A 17804-nucleotide genomic window follows, 5' to 3' on the forward strand; every position below is an offset into this window, starting at 1 on the left:
GGTCGATATAGTATAATTTGAATTGCTGAATTTTATACATTATTTATGTGTGAACTTTTTACTATAATACTGTGTGTTTAGTTCTAACAGTATATTTTATGAACTATATATGTATGTTAATGACTGTATGGTTATAGCTTATTCTATAAAAGGAGAGGTTTATGAATATTAACAAGAAATCTTTATTAGTTGCATGTGTGTTAGCGGCTATGTCTACAACAACTTTCGCGGCATCTACTACAACATCTACTAGTAGTACAACGGTAACAAACCACGATACACCAACATCGACTAGTACACGTGTAACCCGTGAGCAACATACAACAACTACATCAACTTCTACTGTGCGCACAGAAAGCTCTAGCTCCACTAAAAGAACTAAAGCTAGTGTAGGCGTAATGACTCCTCAAAAACTTGAAGAACGTAGTGCACTTTCTGGTTATATCGCGGCTGATGTATCAAGTGCATTAAACCCTTATCGTGATGCACCAAAATCTTTGAAATCTGGTAAAGGTACTACTTTCAAAAATGATGAAGTTCTTGAGCATGGTGTATTAGCATCTATGAAACAAGGAGGTAAATGGGGTATTATTCGTCCAGATGGTACTGTTGCTATTGAACCTAAGTACAAAGAAATTAAAGATGTTGATTATAAAACAGGCAATGTGTTAGCTCAAGTAGATAAGAAAACAGAAACTTGGGTTACACCTAAGGGTGTGGAAATCTCTGAAGAGGAAGCTTTAAAAGAACGTGTTAAACAAGAAGCAACTCAAGAGTATCCAAGCGATTCCTATGTAGAGTTTAAAGAAAAAGGAAAATACGGCTTTAAGACTACTGACGACAAAGTAGTGATTGCTCCACAATTCCGTCAAATTGTGACTGGTTTTAGCGAAGACCGTGCTTTTGTTAAGAATGCTAAAGGTAAAATTGTAGCTATTGATGGTACTGGTAAAGAATTATTTAATGCTCCATCTAAAGAGGTATATAGATACCGTAATGGTCTTGCTGAATACCGCCGCTCCGTGAGTGGCTTTAATTTAGGTGGCCTTGTAGGTGGCTTCATCGTGGGCGGTATCCTTGGAGGTGCGCTTTTAGGTGGTCAACATTATCACGTAGGTGGTTTTGCTTATGATGGTGCAAAACGTGGCTATATCGATCGCTCTGGTAATATTGTAATCGACAGCAAAAAAGATAAAGTATGGCCTATCACAGCCTATGGCACAGTAATTAAAGATGCTGGTAACTTATACTTTGTGAACCGTAAAGGTGAAGTTGTTATTCAACCAGGCGATTACGATACAGGTGAAATGGATAAATTAAATGGTCTATTAGCGTTAAGAGACAATAAGACTGAGAAATGGGGCATTTTCGATGTATCAACAGGTAAGCAAGTAGTAACCTTCAAATATGATTCTATTTCCTTTGCAGGGACTGATCGTTTAGTAGTTGTGAAAGATCATGTTAAAAACCTTATCGATATGAATAGTGGTAAATCCTTGTATTCTGCTCAAACAGAAGCAACTATTGAACCATTCAACAACGATACTGTAACATGGGTTCATACTGGTAAAGAGGGCTATACAATCATAGATAATAATGGTCATATTTTATTTAGAGATACAAACAAACTTATTGAAGACGCTAAGTCCTTTAACCATGGTTTCAGCTCTGTTAAGTCTAAAGGCAAATGGGGAATCATGAACTCCAAAGGCGAATGGCTTGTACAACCTACATATGATGCGGTAAACGTTTTATAATATAATTGGTTGTAGAATTCTTTTGAATTTGTATTGCCTTTAGTTCTGGCTTAATTAGTTTTTTTTAGTTATAGTTCTTAGCTATAGACTAAATACAACAGAATAGCGTTATATAGAACTAGCAATGTACATATATTATGTATGTTGCTAGTTTTTTATATTATTTGTCTTATGTATTGCGTTGCATAACCGTATTAGAGAACTTTCACTATACTTATAAAAGCTTCATTAATACATAGCTAACAATTATAATTAAGAAAATCGATTTACCTAGAAAATAAGCCTATTTTAAGGTATAATTATAGAGATGTATTCCGATTTGGTGTAGTTTTACACTTTCACTTGGAATATGAGGATGATGAAAGTAATGCTATGAACCTTATGCCCAACAGGTTCAGGTGTAGGAGGTATAAAATGGCTAAAGATTGTTCCTTTGACGTTGTGTCTGAAGTGGATATGCAGGAAGTAGATAATGCTGTAAACCAAGCAAAAAAAGAAATTGGTACGCGCTATGATTTTCGTGGCTCTAAAGCAGAAATTAGTCTTGAAGGCGACACTATCAAAATCATCGGTGATGATGAATACAAATTGAATGCCATTATCGATGTATTAAAAGGCAAGATGGTTAAACGTAATGTAGCGATTAAAAATCTTGATTACGGTAAGGTTGAACCAGCAGCAGGTGCAACAGTTCGCCAAATCATTACTATTAAAAAAGGCATTACTAAAGAAAATGCTAAAGAAGTAGTAAAAGCAATTAAAAACATGAAAATTAAGGTACAAGCATCTATCCAAGAGGATCAAGTGCGCGTATCTGGTAAGGATAAAGATGATTTGCAAGCAGTAATCCAAATGTTAAAACAATTGGATATCCCTGTAGAATTGCAATTCGTTAACTTCCGTTCCTAATAACATATGTTCATAGGATAGGGTTAGTTAGACTCGTTTGAGTCGCTAATACTATCAGTGTAGGAGGCCTTATGAAAGTGGAGGACATGAAGGGTGGCTATACCACAGGTTCATGTGCTACGGCAGGTATGAAAGCTGGTTTATTGGCTCTCTTAGATAAGAATATTGTGGACCAAGTGGTCATTGAGAACCCTCAAGGTCAGTATATTGAGGTTCCTATTAAAGCGGTAGAGGTTATATCCGATACAGAGGCGAAGGTGACCGTTATGAAAGACGGCGGCGATGATCCTGATGTAACCCATGGTAATGATGTGGAAACGACAGTGACCCTTGATAATACTGGTGAACTGCGATTCCGAGCCGGCTTTGGCGTAGGTACCGTAACAAAACCGGGTCTTGCTATGCCGCCTGGAGAACCGGCTATCAATCCAGGGCCCCGGGCAATGATGAAAATAGTTTTTGAAGAACATTGTGTCCATGGTCAAGGTGTAACGGTAACCGTTAGTGTTCCTAATGGTAAGGTATTAGCCAAGAAAACATTAAATCATACACTTGGTATCGAAGGTGGCATTTCCATTATTGGTACTACCGGTATTGTTAAGCCTATGAGTGAAGAAGGGTTTAAGAACTCGTTGGTGCCACAGTTGAAAGTTATGAAGGCTAACGGATGTGAAACAGCTGTTCTCGTACCTGGGCGTATCGGTCAAGATCTGGCAGAGCAAGTATTGGGTATCCATAAGAACCAAATGGCAGAAACGAGTAATTTTATTGGATTTATGCTAGAAAAGGCTGTACAGATTGGATTCAAACGAATATTAATCATCGGTCATATCGGTAAATTAATCAAACTAGCTAGTGGTAGCTTCCATACTCATAATCGCATGAGTGATGGCCGTATGGAAAGTATCGTGGCCTATGCCGCTCTAGAAGGGGCATCCCAAGCGGTGTGTGAAGAGTTATTTAATTGCCAAACCACAGAGTCTACATTCCCTATCTTGAAGCGAGAAGGATTGACTGGTGTGTACCAACGTGTTGTAGATCGTGCATCTCTACGTAGTGAGCGCTATATTGCTAACGAAGCAGAGGTAGGCATCATTATAACGACCTTAAAAGGCGAGATTTTAGCAATGGATAAGCATGCAAAAGAGATAGGAGAACTTGAACATTGGCACATACCTTGTATATCGTAGGCATTGGTCCGGGTAATCCTGATTATGTGGTGCCTAGAGGCCTTAATTTAATTAAACATGCTACAGTATTGGTAGGCAGTGAACGGTCCTTAGAGGACTTTCAAGAGCCTGGCCAAACTACATATCCTGTAACAGGTAAGCTTGGCGTATTAGCGGAGCAAATTGAGCGTGAACTCAACGACCATGACGTTGTAGTTATGGTTAGTGGCGATACAGGCTATTATAGCTTATTGCCCTATTTAAAGAAAAAATTTACTGCTAACCCTATTGAGGTGGTGCCAGGCATTAGCTCTATGACCTTTGCCTTTGCCCGTCTTAATGAGGTATGGCATGATGCGGATTTAATGAGCTTTCACGGTCGTCAACCGGCGCCCGAAAAACTCGTATATGAAGCAGGTAAAAAGATGGGATTCTTAACGGATCCTGAATATAATCCAGCGCATATTGCGCGTATTTTAATAGATGCAGGTTGGCCAAAAGAAACGAGAGCGGCAGCGCTAGAGCGTTTGAGTTATGATGATGAAAAAATTGTAGACTCTACGTTAGAGGTGTTAACGGAGCTCGAAGGATTTGGTCACTCTGTAATGGTGGTACTAGGATGAGACATTTTTTCGGAATTCCTGATGAGGAATTTATCCGCGGCGACGTGCCGATGACGAAATGCGAGATTCGCAAAGCCGTTATGAACGAGGCACGCATCGAGGAAGATAGCATTGTCCTTGACGTAGGTGCTGGTACGGGCTCTATTTCTATTGAAGCAGCCTTGGCAGCTCCTAAAGGGCATGTATATGCGATTGAGCGATTTGATAAAGGCATCGATCTTATCAATGAGAATATGAAGAAATTCAATGTTAATAATATGACTGTCATCAAGTCTAAAGCTCCTGAAGGCATGGAAGAATTGCCTGAGCTTGATGCGGTTATCATCGGTGGTAGCGCTGGTGGCATGACAGGCATCATGGACGAGGCGCAACGTCTGTTAAAAGTAGGTGGCCGTCTAGTTGTAACTGCTGTAACAATGGAAACTGGCTATACAATCCTTAAAGAGTTGAAAGGTCGTCCTTTCACGTATGAAGGTTACCAAATGTCCATCAGTCGTTACCGCAAGGCTGGGCCTTATCATTTGTTAGACCCATTGAGTCCAATTTTCATTGTATCTGCAACGCGTATCGCAGAAGGAGAGTAATATGGTTGACGTATATATTGTAGGCGCAGGCCCTGGAGATCCCGAGTTAATTACTCGCAAAGGGTATCGTTTAGTGCAAGAGGCAGACATTGTTATTTACGCTGGCTCCTTGGTAAACCCTGCCATTTTAGAGGCTTGTAAACCAGGCTGTGAAATTCATAACAGTGCTACGATGAACCTTGATGAGGTTTTAGCTGTTATGAAAGCTGCCGTTGAGGCTGGTAAACGTGTAGTTCGCCTTCATACAGGTGATCCTGCTATTTATGGTGCTATTCAAGAGCAAATGGATGCATTGGCTGGCATGGGTATTTCTTATGAAGTTGTGCCAGGTGTAAGCTCTTTCCTTGCTACAGCTGCTGCTTTGAAACAAGAGTATACATTGCCTAATGTATCTCAAACAGTTATTATTACGCGTATGGAAGGCCGTACACCGATGCCTCCAAAGGAAAAATTGCGCATGTTAGCATCCCACGAAGCGACAATGTGTATTTTCCTTAGCGTTCAAATGTTAGATAAGGTTGTAGCCGAACTCATCGAGGGCGGTTATGACAAAACGACTCCAGTGGCTATCGTGGTAAAAGCTTCTTGGCCAGACCAACGCATTATTCGTGGCACATTGGAGACCATTGCGGACATCGTAGCTAAAGAAGGTGTATTGCGCCAAGCTATGATCGTAGTAAGCCATGTGTTAGATAGTGAATATGAATTATCTAAACTCTATGACAAAGGCTTCGCTCACATGTACCGCAGTGCTAAGGACTAATATGATGAAAGAACTAGAAACTGTTGTGCCTATGACGGGAACTAAGAAGAATAGAACGGCTATTCTTTCTGTATCTGAACGAGGTGCAAAGCTAGGTCAACGTATCAAGTCTTTGGTGGCACCTCATGCAGATTGCTTTGAAAAGGAAACCCGTCCCTCTGGTGGTGAGGCTATTTATTTTGATTCCCTCAAAAGCCATATCGGACAGATTTTTAAGGATTACGATCAAGTATTATGCATCATGGCACTCGGTATTGTAGTGCGCATGATTGCACCGTATATTGAGCATAAATCTAAGGATCCTGCGGTAGTCGTAATGGACGAAGTAGGGCACCATGTAATCAGTTTATTATCTGGTCACCTTGGGGGTGCCAACGAATGGACACAGTCCATTTCACTGGCCATCGATGCGGACCCTGTTATTACAACTGCAACGGATGTAAACGGATTGCCTGCGCCTGACGTGTTGGCGCGCCACGAGCATCTGTTGGTAGATGATTTTCAAACCTTAATCAATGTGAACTCTGCCATTGTTGGGGGAGAGCGTATTGATTATTATATCGATGAAAGCTTACCGAATGCAAAGGAACTAGAACAAGCTGCGAAAGCTCATATTGGTGAACATGGCATAGTTCACGTTGTTTCTTTGGAGCAACTAGAGTCTATCCCATGTAAAAATGATAGTGCTAAAGCGGGTTCATCTCGGGTTGTAATTACCGATAAGGTGATTACTGAGCATGGGCATCAATTGATTTTACGCCCTCGTACATATACGGTGGGCATTGGTTGTCGTAGAGATACGCCAAAGGAATTGATCCTTGACGCCATTCAACAATCCTTGGCAGAGCATAAGCTTTCACCAAAGAGCATTGTAACGGCGGCATCGGTCATCGTTAAACAAGATGAAGTAGGCCTGTTAGAGGCTATGCAAATTATGGGGTGGCCTATCGTGTTCTATACACAGGACGAGATGGCACCACTCATTGAAGAAGAAAAATTAAAAGAATCTAATTTTGTAAAAGGAACTATAGGAGTAGGAAACGTATGCGAGACAACAGCATTACTAGCGGCCAAGAGCCGAACACTAATACAGCACAAAACAATTTATCCCAAAACAACGGTAGCCATTGCACAGGTAACATCAAAGTAATTGGCATTGGCCCTGGCGATGAAGAGTTCATGACACCTCAAGCGCGCGAAGCCATCTTAGCGGCTGACCGTGTTGTAGGTTATTTGACTTATCTTGACTTGATTAAAGACCTTATTGAAGGTAAAGAAACTGTAGGCACTGCCATGATGCAAGAGGTAGATCGTTGCCAACAAGCTGTTGATTTAGCGGTAGAAGGCCATCAAGTCGTAGTTGTATCATCTGGTGACTCTGGCGTATACGGCATGGCAGGTCTTGTGTTGGAACTTGCTAATAAAGTACCAGCAGAAAAACGTCCTTCCGTAGATATCGTACCTGGCCTAAGTGCTGTAAACGTAGCGGCTTCTGTTTTAGGCGCTCCGTTGATGCATGACTTTGCAGTTATTTCTCTTAGTGACTTGATGACTCCATGGGATTTAATTAAAAAACGTGCTGATCTTTGTGCGCAAGGGGATATGGTTATTTCTTTATATAACCCACGCAGTAAAAAACGCGTAACACATCTAGATGAAGTTCGTGAAATCGTTCTTAAATACCGCGACCCTAAAACACCTGTTGGCATTGTGCAAAAAGCAGGTCGTCCAGGGCAACACATGGTAATTTCTGACCTTGAGAATTTCACAAACGAAGAAGTGGATATGCAAACACTTGTTATTATCGGCAATAGTCAAACCTATGTTGAAAATGGTCGCATGATTACACCTCGAGGCTACAAATTATGATTTGGGTCATCGCTGGTACCTTAGATGGTCGTACCTTAGCGGTAGACATCCAAGAACGGACAGGTGAAGAGGTTCTCGTTACTGTTGTGAGTCAATATGGGGCAGAGCTTGCTGCCCATAAAGGCATTACTGTTCATACGGGCCGTCTTGATCAAGAGGCTATGCAAAATTTGATTAAGAAACACAACGTACGTTTATTAATCGATGCAAGCCATCCGTATGCGGCTATTGTTACAGCTACGGCCCAAGATGCAGCAAAAGCTGAAGGTATTCCTTTTGTTCGCTTTGAACGTAAAGAGGTGCCATTGCCAGACTATGATAAATTACATATTGTAGTGGATGAGGTAGAAGCCGCTAATTTAGCTGGCAAATTGGCAAAGGAAAACAATAAACATGTGTATTTGACCACAGGTAGTAAGACAATGCACATCTTTGCTAAATCTGATGCTTTACAAGATTGTGAAGTATGGACACGTATTTTGCCGACTGCAGAGGTGTTACAAATGATGGAAGACCTCAACGTGAGTCCTAAGCGTATCGTTGCTGTTCAAGGTCCATTCTCTTATGATATGAATCGTATCATGTTCCACGATACAAAGGCTAGTGTTGTAGTTATGAAGAACTCTGGACTTGTAGGTGGTGCTGATACAAAATTACAAGCAGCTATGGATCTTGGTATCCATGTTATAGTTATCGATCGTCCGCGTGTTAAACTTGAAAGCCACGTGGTATCGTCAAATGATGAATTTTTTAAATTATGGGAGGACACTAATGGATTACGTTAAAAATCCTAAAGCTATTGAAGATAAAAGCATGGAAATCATTTACGATTATGTAAAGGATTTAGGTTTAACAGATGATGAAGTGCGCGTTGTATCTCGTACAGTACATGCGTCTGGTGATGTCGAATATGCTCAACTCGTAAAAATGAGCCCTGATGCTGTTCAAAAAGGTATTGAAGCATTGGATAATGGTGCAGATATTTATACAGATGTAGAAATGGTTCGCACAGGTATTTCTAAGCCAGCTCTTAAAATTCGCGGTAATGAAGTGCACTGCTTAATTAAAGACGAAAACGTAGCTAAAATGGCTAAAGAGTTAGGCGTGACTCGCTCCATCGCAGCTATGCGTACATTTGGCAAACAATTAGAAGGCCAAATCGTAGCTATTGGTAATGCGCCAACTGCATTGTACGAAGTATTGCGCCTTGCTTTAGAAGAAGGCATTAAACCAGCTCTTATCATTGGTATTCCTGTAGGCTTCGTAGGTGCTGCAGAATCCAAAGACTATCTGATGGAAGTATCTCCGGTTCCTTACATCACTGTAAAAGGCAACAAAGGTGGTAGCCCAATCGCTGCCTCCGTATGTAATGCATTGCTTTACACAGACGTAAAACGCAATGACATGCTCTTCGTAGAAGGCAAAGAATCTAAATAGTACAAAACCCGAATCGTGTTTTAGTAGTTTTGCGATTCGGGTTTTACTGTATATATTTTTCACAATAATTGCTAAACATAAATTAGATAAACACAGTAATTATGCTATATTAAATTTCTTATAATGTAGTATCTGTAAAATAGAGTTCATTTTATAAGAGACTTATATTACATTAGGTAGGTTTTGAGAGGGGGTTCATATGGCATCTAGTAATGAACGAAAATTATTTCGTGTATCAGTGATTTGTATCTTAATCATCGCCGTTATTATGAGCATGATTATATCTCTTATTTGGGGATCAACACCCGTATCATTAGCTGAGATTTGGCATACATTATGGTCTAGTGAGCTAACTGATACATCTTCACAAATTATTTGGAATATTCGATTGCCTCGCAATATTGTAGCTGCGTTAGTGGGGGCTTGTCTAGCTGTATCTGGTGCAATTTTGCAAGCAGTTATGAAAAATCCTCTAGCAGATCCACAGATTGTAGGGGTATCCTCTGGTGCAGGGCTGGCTGGTGTTATCATATTTATTTTATTCCCTGGGTATGATCATATAGTTCCGTTGGTAGCCTTTTTAGGTGCTATGGCTGCAGCACTCATGGTGTATGCACTAGCATGGAAAAATGGAGTGCGACCTAGTCGTATTATCTTAGCTGGTGTTGCGGTCGCAGCCTTTTTAGGCTCAGGTATTTCAGCACTACTTGTATTCTTCGGTGATCGTGTACAAGGGGCATTGCTTTGGATGGTAGGAGGACTCGCTGCACGCAGTTGGCCTCAGGTAGAAGTGCTGTTTCCATATGCTATAGTTGGCCTTATTTTTGCCTGTTTAGGAGCTAAACGACTTACCATTTTAAGTTTGGGTGATGAAACTGCAAAGGGATTAGGCCTTAAGGTAGAACAAACACGGTTTATTATGACTGCAGTGGCTGCTCTTTTAGCGGCTGGTGCTGTAAGTATAGCTGGGCTTATCGGATTTGTAGGTTTGGTTATTCCCCATATGTTACGTCTTATAATCGGTAATGACTATGCATATTTACTGCCTGGATCCGCATTATTAGGCGCTCTAGTTCTTGTTGTTAGTGATACAATAGGACGTGTTATGTGGAGCCCTATAGAGGTACCAGTGGGCATTATTATGGCATTCTTTGGAGCGCCGTTCTTCTTGTATCTATTGAGGAGGGATAACTAATGAATACCGCTATTGATGTAAAACAGTTATCCGTAACTCTTGGCAATCGTCATATTCTACATGACATTAATGTATCGGTTCCTATCGGTAAAATTACGACATTAATAGGGCCTAATGGCTGTGGTAAAAGTACGCTTTTACGATCTATGATCGGATATATTCATAGCCCTCATGAATGTATTACCATATTTGATAAACCGTTACAATCATATTCTCAAAACAATCTGGCACGGCAAATGGCATTTTTGCCACAAGTACCGAATATGCCAAAGGATATGACTGTAGAAGAATTGGTATATTGTGGACGGTATCCATACCAAACATGGTGGAAAAACACGGCTAAAGAAGATCGTGAGATTGTTGACTATGCGTTACATATCACGAAAACGAATCATTTGCGAGAACAATTAATCCCATTCCTATCTGGTGGTGAACGGCAACGCGTTTGGATTGCTATGGCGCTAGCACAGCAACCAAAATTATTAGTCTTAGACGAACCAACAACATATTTAGATATTAATCACCAATTAGAAATTATGGAGTTATTGAAACGATTAAATAAGGAACAAGATTTAACCGTTCTCATGGTACTTCACGAACTAACACAGGCGGTTCAATATTCACATTATATGGCTGTTATAAAAGAAGGCCATTTAGTAGTATCAGGAGAGACAAGTAAAATTATATCGGATGAGTTGTTTAGAGATGTATTCTCTGTAGATGTACAACTTGATACATTTGATAATAAAAAATATGTGCGCGTAAAAGGATTAGTTGAGTAGCTTGATACTAATAGAAAAAGAGGGCATTCCCTATTTGGGGGATGCCCTCTTTCGCATGATACAATATGTTAGAATGTAACATTAATACCGTATGCTTCTTTAACTAAACGTGCCATAGCTTCAGGTGTTTGTAGTCCTGGGTTTAATAGGAATAGTTTAGATGGTAAGTATATTACGCGGTTATTTTGTACGGCTTTTAAATTAGCCCATGCAGGATTATCTGTCATAGCTTGTTTCATAGCTTTTGTAATTTCTTCTTCTTTACCCATTGTAACAACAAAGATAATATCAGGGTTATCTGCAGTCAATGTTTCAAGAGAGTAAGGGACAGTTTTATCCTTAGTTGTGCCTTCTAAGTGGGAGGCAACAACATTTGTCATGCCTAGTTCTTTTACCATAGATGCAGTAACTGCTTCATCAGTTTCGGCAGTTACACCTTTTCCTGTGGCACGTAATACGGCAACACGTGCAGGCTGTTGATTCTTAACAGCATCTTTTACCTTGGTAATATTGCTTTCATAGGTATTAATAACAGATTTAGCCTTATCTTGATGATTGGTTAACTCGCCAAGGAATGTTAACATTGGTACATTATCTTTAATACCATCGTAATCAAAAAGTACGGTTGGAATATTATTAGCTTGTAATTGGGATTCATATTTTTTATGTTGATTTACTAAACCCAATACCACATCTGGCTTCAAGCCTAATAGTTGTTCCATGTTGATATTTGCAGTTTGACCAAGAGCGGGTAGAGCTTCTAATTCTGGGGCTAATTTATCCGTTGTATTGGCACGGCTAATGGCTTTACCATCGACAGCATAAAGCATAGATAAAACAGAATTAGATAATACAGCAATTTTTTGTGGATCCTTTGGTACAGTATAGGTTTGACCATTAAAGGTCAACTCCTTCGTAGTAGCAGAAGAGCTGGATGTGGATTTACCACACCCAGCTATTGCTAGTACAACCATGACCAAAGCGAGACTACAAAGTAGTAGTTTTTTCATGATGTACTCCTATGTACGTTATATAACGATACTAGTTAAATTATGGATTGATTATTTTTGTAATGCGTCCCAAGATTCGTTAGCACGTTCAACGAATAAGTTACGGATGTTAGGATTTTCACCTAAGCCATGGATGTAAGTGTCAACTTTGAAGCCTTCTTTTTCAAGGATGGATTTATGGGAATCTGGTTCATTACCAGCCATGTCATTGTTAGCATGGTCGCCTGCAACCATCATGAATGGCATCAATGTAACGTGCTTAATACCATGTAATTTTAATTGAGGGATAACTTGTTCAAGATTTGGAGTACCTTCTACTGTGTAGACGAATACATTTTTCATACCAAGAGTATGGATGCGGTCTTGAATTACAGAATAGTAAGCATTGGAAGGATCTGGAGTACCATGAGCCATGATAAGAAGACCGTCTTCTTTGCCTAATTTAGGGAATTGAGATTGAACAGCTTTTAATGTTTCAATAACTTGGTCAGTTTGGTTTTCTTGACCCATCCAGTACATAAGAGATGTACCAAGTGTCATTTTTTTGAAATTATCTTTGTACAAATTATATACTGCTGCATCGTAGTTGTATTCCATACCAGGAATTACATCAAGGGATGCTAATGCAACGCGAGTGTAACCGTCTTTTTTTAGTTCAGCCAATGCTTCTTCAGGAGTTGGGTAAGTAATACCTTCTTTTTGTTGGATACGATCACGAATAATATGGCTTGTGAAAGCTGTAATTACTTTTGTGTTTGGATGAGCTGCTTTAATAGCATCTACAGTTGCATCGATTGTTTTCGCACGAGTATCTTTATAAGTTGTACCAAAGCTCATAACAACCATAGCATCTTTGTTTGGCAAGTTTTGTAAAGCTTCAGTATTGTGTGTACGAACACCGATTGCAGAAGCTTCTTTTAATGCTGGAGTAGGGTCTTTTACTTCAGGATTTAATTGGTATGCAGCATTAGATACAACAGGTGCACCAAAGGATACTGCAAGACCTAGAATAGCGGATGCTAAAGCTAATTGTTTTTTCATTTCTATACTCCTAATTTATAACTATAACTACACTAATATGCAATCATTCACATAGTTCTAATATAATGAGAACTATGGATTTATCGCATATATATAACCTTAAATCAATCGTAGCAGAGGGGCTAAGGAGTGTCAATAAACCCTATACCCCTAGAAGTATAGAGAAAATAAGAAAGTATTAATAAATTAATGTGATGAATATAGTATGATAGTACATTTTATAATTATATTCTTGTTGGTTATAAGGGTATGAATATGTGAATATGTGAGTAATTTTATTTTTCCTTTTTATTTAGGACTATTTTGATGGGGCCCATAACGTTACTACAACTAAATTGATCGTTATAAATGTTAATTTTGATATTTTTTCTCATTGACTTCTATAGATTAATCTTGTACTATTATTACATAGTAGTTGATAACAATTTTCAATTGTGAAAGTTGTTTCATGTATGAGTAATATGGAGGTCACATATGAAAGGCATAATTATTGCATCCTTTGGATCAATTTACCAAGATGCTGTGGAGAAATCCATTGGCAGTATAGAGAAAAAAGTACGTTCCATGTATAGCGATATGGAGGTGCGCCGCGTATTCTTATCTGATGCATTAGTAGAGAAGTGGAATGAGAAATACGAAGATAAGATTTCTTCTTTCACAGAGGCTATGCAAGATTTCGCTCGCATGGGAATTGATGAGGTGTACATTCAACCTATTACATTGGTGGCAGATCAGTGCTACCAACAAATGCGCAAACAAGCATTAAAGTTTTTACATAGCAATGAATATGGTTTTAGCCAGGTAAATATCGGTAAACCATTGCTTACCTCTTTAGGTGTAAAAAATTATGCCGATGATTATGAAGCAACATTAGAAAGCATTGTTCGTCACGTTAATACAAAAGCACTTAATAAATCTGTTGTGCTCATGGCGAATGGCCAAAATCAATTAGAGTTCAGTACATTGCAATTAAAGGCAATGTATGGTGCAGCACCAAACGTAGTAGTATTTACTACAAATGGTTTCCCTACTTTTAAACAAGCTCTTACTTTCTTGGATCGTATGGGGCATAAAGATTTATTAGTTGTACCATTGGCTCTCATAGGTTCTACACATTTAATGGACTATCTTGGCGGTGAACGCTCCGATTCCATTTATGCTTTACTCGCTGAGGAAGGCTATAATGTTGATATCTGGAATGAAGGGCTTGGGGAAAATCCACATGTACAAGATTTATTTTTGAAACATTTAGGTCAAGCTATCCGCATGTCTGATCGGAAGCGGCCCATGCCTAGAGAATCCGTAAAACCTGTGATGACAAATTCTCGCTTGGAAGCGCAAGGTTTGATTTCTTGATATTTGCTATTACATAATTAGACATACATTACTGCACTCCTTCACATTAATAAAAATCCTCCTTGTTGGATATCCAATGAGGAGGATTTTTATTTTTACTATGAAAGATAAGAATAATTTCCATTTTATACGTACCATGGTATGCCCCTAGAGAATGGTCTATGGTATGATTAAGATACATTATTAGTTAATATAAGGAGACATTCATGAAACAAGCTATCTTAGTTGTTGCCTTTGGGTCCACTGTGGACAGTGCTCGTGTACATAATATCGATTCTGTAGTAGAACATATTCGTAAATCGTATCCGGATTATACTGTAGAATTAGCTTTTTCCTCTCGTATCATCGTTAAGCGCTTACGTGAGCGTGGTATTGAGATTCCTACTGAACAAGGGGCGTTAGAGAAACTGATTCAAGAAGGTTATACACATGTATATGTGCAGCCACTTCATTTCACCGGTGGTGAAGAGTTCGATAAATTAAAAAATAATATCCTTGCTCATGAAGGTGAAGGACAACTCGAAGTGTTGCGTGTAGGTAGACCTCTCGTATACTACATGGGACAAGAAGAGCATCCAGATGATTACCAAATTTTGATTGACCGTTTCATTAAATCTCTTAATATTTCCAAAGATGATGGTTTGTTATTGGTTGGTCATGGAGGTCTTGGTTCTGGCAATTCTTCATATGGTAATTTACAGTTTAAGCTAATCCGTAATGGACTTACGAATGTGCGTATTGCTGTACTTGAAAACGCACCATATGTGTCAGATGTAGCAATGCCTTGGGAATGGCTTGATGGTAAACGCCCAAAAACAATTTATGTACATCCTTTATTATTGGTACTCGGGGATCATGCACAAAATGATTTATTTGGTGACGAAGAGGATAGCATAGTGAATGAACTCGCTGGAGCAGGATATGAGGTTAAACCAATTCATAGTGCTCTAGGTGAATATGAAGCGATTCATGATATTTTCCGTCAACATGTGCAAGATTGTATCGACGATTTGTATGGCAAACGTAGCCCACATCGTCCTGCAATACCAAATATTAAATAGTATCTTTGTATATATTGTATAAATTGGTTATAATAAAAGATATTGCAATTATAAATAGAGTGTGACTATAAGAATAGGAGATACCCATGAAAGGTAAATTATATGGTATTGGCGTAGGCCCTGGCGATTCTGAATTAATGACTGTGAAAGCTGCTCGCATCGTAGGAGAAGCAGATATTATTATCACACCTAAAACAGAAAAGAAAGATGGTTCCGTAGCCCTTGATATCGCATCCCCATATATCCAAGAACATACAGAAATCGTTCCTGTAGTATTCCCAATGGTGTTGGATGATTCTACGCAAGAGGAAGGCTGGCAAGAGGCTAAACGCGTTATCTTGTCTTATTTGGATGAAGGTAAAAGTGTTGTATTCTTAACATTAGGTGATCCTATGTTCTACAGCACATATATGTATGTATACCGTTTGATTGAAAACACAGGGCATGAAATTGAAACAATTCCTGGCGTTACTGCATTCTGTGCTATCGGATCTCACCTTGGCTATCCAATCGTAGAGAAGGAAGAGGTATTGGCCATCGTTCCAGCTACAGCGCCTAAAGAAAAAATCGATGCTGTATTGGCTGTTGCAGATGATGCAGTTATTATGAAGGTATATAAAAACTTTGATGAAGTACAAGAAACCTTGATTAAACATAATATGGCAGATGATGCGGTTATGATTAGCCGTGTAGGTTTGCCTGATGAGCAAGTATTCGTAGGTTTAGATAATATGCCAAAAGATACTAAACTCAACTACTTATCTACAATTCTTGCAAAACGCAAGGATCGTTAACAAACACATCGTATTACGAGGTAATATCTATGAACACAGTACAGATTCCACGTGTTGTCATTGCAGGCACCAACTCTGGTGTTGGTAAAACAACTATCGTAGCGGGTTTATTGGCCGCTTATGCAAATGGTGGACGTACGGTGCAATCTTTTAAAGTGGGCCCGGATTATATTGATCCGGGCTTTCATAAAATTGCATCCGGCCGTGACAGCTATAATTTAGATACGTGGCTCGTGCCACCTCACAAGTTGACTCCTTTCTTTGCTACAATGGCACATGATGTAGACCTTGCCATTATTGAAGGTGTTATGGGCCTTTACGATGGTGGTCGAGAGGGCGTTAGTTCTACGGCTCAAATTGCTAAACAGTTAAATGCACCAGTGGTGCTTGTTATTGATTGTAAAGCTATGGGTGAAAGTGCAGCCGCTATTGCTAAAGGGTTCCGTGACTATGACCCAGAGGTAAACTTTGGTGGTGTCATCTTGAACCGCTTAGGCTCAGCCAATCATGAGCGTATGGTTCGTGAAGGGATGGATAAAATCGGGGTACCTGTTATTGGTGCCATTTATCGTGATGATCGTATGCATTCTCCAGAACGTCATTTAGGACTTACACCGGTTACTGAAATTGATCCAACAGAGGCGATTAATACGATTCGAGAAGCTGTTGAGAAGATGGTAAATCTCGATGCACTATTGGAAATTGCTACTAATGCACCAACTATCGAACTACCAGATGCTATAGATGTTAAAACCATTGAAAAACGTGTGAAAATCGGTGTAGCTTATGATGAGGCGTTCTCTTTTTACTATCCAGCTAGTCTTGCTGCGTTAGAGGAAAAAGGGGCTGAGCTTGTTTACTTTAGTCCGCTTAATGACTCGGTAATTCCTGATGTAGACGGACTTGTATTCGGTGGTGGCTTCCCAGAAATGTTTTTATTTCAGTTATCTAGCAATGAGTCTATGAAGGAATCTATCCGCCAAGCTAATGCACAAGGTATGCCTATTTATGCCGAATGTGGTGGCCTCATGTATCTTTGTGAAAGTATTAATGACTTTGGAGGTTCTGTATATAAAACTGTAGGTATTGTACCTGCCAATTGTGTGATGCAACAAAAGCTTCAAAAGGTGGGCTATGTTACAGCAACTGCAAAGAGAGATACTTTATTAGGCGCTATGAATACAGCTATTCGTGGTCATGAGTTCCATTTCTCTACAATGGAGCCAACTATAGATGACTTTCCATGGGCTTTTCATTTAGAAGGAGGCCGTAAACCTCAATCGTATGACGGCGGCTATGCAACAAAAAATGTATTAGCTTCTTACTTACATTTGAACTTTGCTGGCTCTGATGAAGGGGCACAACATTTTGTTGATACATGTGCTGCTTATAAAGCCCAAAAGTAATAGATCTATAAATGTATTTAATAGGTTTATATTACTATGTATTATCAC

Annotated in this window: 18 protein-coding genes; 16 read left to right on the forward strand and 2 right to left on the reverse strand. The window is 39.4% G+C overall.

Going from position 1 to position 17804, the window contains the following annotated elements; translation table 11 throughout:
- Positions 1-161 precede the first annotated feature (161 nt).
- From NE668_RS01245 to NE668_RS01300, 12 genes are all read left to right on the forward strand, one after another.
- Positions 162-1757, forward strand: coding sequence for a WG repeat-containing protein (locus NE668_RS01245; protein ID WP_227037060.1), 1596 nt, complete (start codon positions 162-164; stop codon positions 1755-1757).
- Positions 1758-2171: 414 nt separating this feature from the next.
- On the forward strand, positions 2172-2666 hold the full coding sequence (locus tag NE668_RS01250; RefSeq protein WP_004696277.1) for a YajQ family cyclic di-GMP-binding protein: 495 nt from the start codon (positions 2172-2174) through the stop codon (positions 2664-2666).
- 71 nt (positions 2667-2737) lie between these two features.
- Positions 2738-3856, forward strand: coding sequence for a cobalt-precorrin-5B (C(1))-methyltransferase CbiD (cbiD, locus tag NE668_RS01255; protein ID WP_227037059.1), 1119 nt, complete (start codon positions 2738-2740; stop codon positions 3854-3856).
- On the forward strand, positions 3832-4458 hold the full coding sequence (cbiE, locus tag NE668_RS01260; protein WP_227037058.1) for a precorrin-6y C5,15-methyltransferase (decarboxylating) subunit CbiE: 627 nt from the start codon (positions 3832-3834) through the stop codon (positions 4456-4458). Before cbiD ends, cbiE begins: the two co-directional genes overlap by 25 nt.
- Positions 4455-5042, forward strand: a complete 588-nt coding sequence (gene cbiT / locus NE668_RS01265; protein ID WP_009351736.1) for a precorrin-6Y C5,15-methyltransferase (decarboxylating) subunit CbiT — start codon at positions 4455-4457, stop codon at positions 5040-5042. Before cbiE ends, cbiT begins: the two co-directional genes overlap by 4 nt.
- A gap of 1 nt (position 5043) precedes the next feature.
- Positions 5044-5805, forward strand: a complete 762-nt coding sequence (gene cobM, locus NE668_RS01270; RefSeq protein ID WP_227037057.1) for a precorrin-4 C(11)-methyltransferase — start codon at positions 5044-5046, stop codon at positions 5803-5805.
- Between the two features lie 4 nt (positions 5806-5809).
- Positions 5810-6955 (forward strand): cobalt-precorrin 5A hydrolase, encoded by a 1146-nt coding sequence (locus NE668_RS01275; RefSeq protein ID WP_227037056.1) that lies wholly within the window; start codon positions 5810-5812, stop codon positions 6953-6955.
- A gap of 29 nt (positions 6956-6984) precedes the next feature.
- Entirely contained in the window at positions 6985-7674 is a 690-nt protein-coding gene (cobJ, locus tag NE668_RS01280) for a precorrin-3B C(17)-methyltransferase (RefSeq protein WP_004696265.1), read from the forward strand.
- The gene (cobK, locus tag NE668_RS01285) at positions 7671-8459 is read left to right on the forward strand and encodes a precorrin-6A reductase (RefSeq protein ID WP_227037055.1); all 789 of its coding nucleotides are present in this window, start codon (positions 7671-7673) and stop codon (positions 8457-8459) included. The genes cobJ and cobK overlap by 4 nt, the downstream gene beginning before the upstream one ends.
- Positions 8446-9111, forward strand: a complete 666-nt coding sequence (locus NE668_RS01290; protein ID WP_004696261.1) for a precorrin-8X methylmutase — start codon at positions 8446-8448, stop codon at positions 9109-9111. Before cobK ends, NE668_RS01290 begins: the two co-directional genes overlap by 14 nt.
- Positions 9112-9310: 199 nt before the next feature.
- Positions 9311-10306 (forward strand): FecCD family ABC transporter permease, encoded by a 996-nt coding sequence (locus tag NE668_RS01295; protein ID WP_004697143.1) that lies wholly within the window; start codon positions 9311-9313, stop codon positions 10304-10306.
- Positions 10306-11088 (forward strand): ABC transporter ATP-binding protein, encoded by a 783-nt coding sequence (locus NE668_RS01300; RefSeq protein WP_008601260.1) that lies wholly within the window; start codon positions 10306-10308, stop codon positions 11086-11088. Before NE668_RS01295 ends, NE668_RS01300 begins: the two co-directional genes overlap by 1 nt.
- 68 nt (positions 11089-11156) lie before the next feature.
- Here NE668_RS01300 and NE668_RS01305 read toward each other — a convergent pair whose 3' ends face one another.
- Positions 11157-12098, reverse strand: coding sequence for an ABC transporter substrate-binding protein (locus tag NE668_RS01305; protein WP_227037054.1), 942 nt, complete (start codon positions 12096-12098; stop codon positions 11157-11159).
- A gap of 51 nt (positions 12099-12149) precedes the next feature.
- On the reverse strand, positions 12150-13139 hold the full coding sequence (locus tag NE668_RS01310; protein WP_227037053.1) for a sirohydrochlorin cobaltochelatase: 990 nt from the start codon (positions 13137-13139) through the stop codon (positions 12150-12152).
- Between the two features lie 474 nt (positions 13140-13613).
- Between NE668_RS01310 and NE668_RS01315 the strand changes: the two genes are divergently transcribed.
- From NE668_RS01315 to NE668_RS01330, 4 genes are all read left to right on the forward strand, one after another.
- A complete protein-coding gene (locus NE668_RS01315) occupies positions 13614-14495 on the forward strand; it encodes a sirohydrochlorin cobaltochelatase (protein WP_004696252.1) in 882 nt (293 codons plus the stop codon).
- A gap of 206 nt (positions 14496-14701) precedes the next feature.
- Positions 14702-15556, forward strand: coding sequence for a sirohydrochlorin cobaltochelatase (locus NE668_RS01320; protein ID WP_120055323.1), 855 nt, complete (start codon positions 14702-14704; stop codon positions 15554-15556).
- A gap of 86 nt (positions 15557-15642) precedes the next feature.
- Positions 15643-16350 (forward strand): precorrin-2 C(20)-methyltransferase, encoded by a 708-nt coding sequence (gene cobI, locus NE668_RS01325; protein WP_012864519.1) that lies wholly within the window; start codon positions 15643-15645, stop codon positions 16348-16350.
- 29 nt (positions 16351-16379) lie between these two features.
- The gene (locus tag NE668_RS01330) at positions 16380-17756 is read left to right on the forward strand and encodes a cobyrinic acid a,c-diamide synthase CobB (RefSeq protein ID WP_227037052.1); all 1377 of its coding nucleotides are present in this window, start codon (positions 16380-16382) and stop codon (positions 17754-17756) included.
- Positions 17757-17804: the final 48 nt, after the last annotated feature.

Source organism: Veillonella parvula, assembly GCF_024461875.1.
GTDB classification, from domain to species: Bacteria; Bacillota; Negativicutes; order Veillonellales; family Veillonellaceae; genus Veillonella; species Veillonella parvula_I.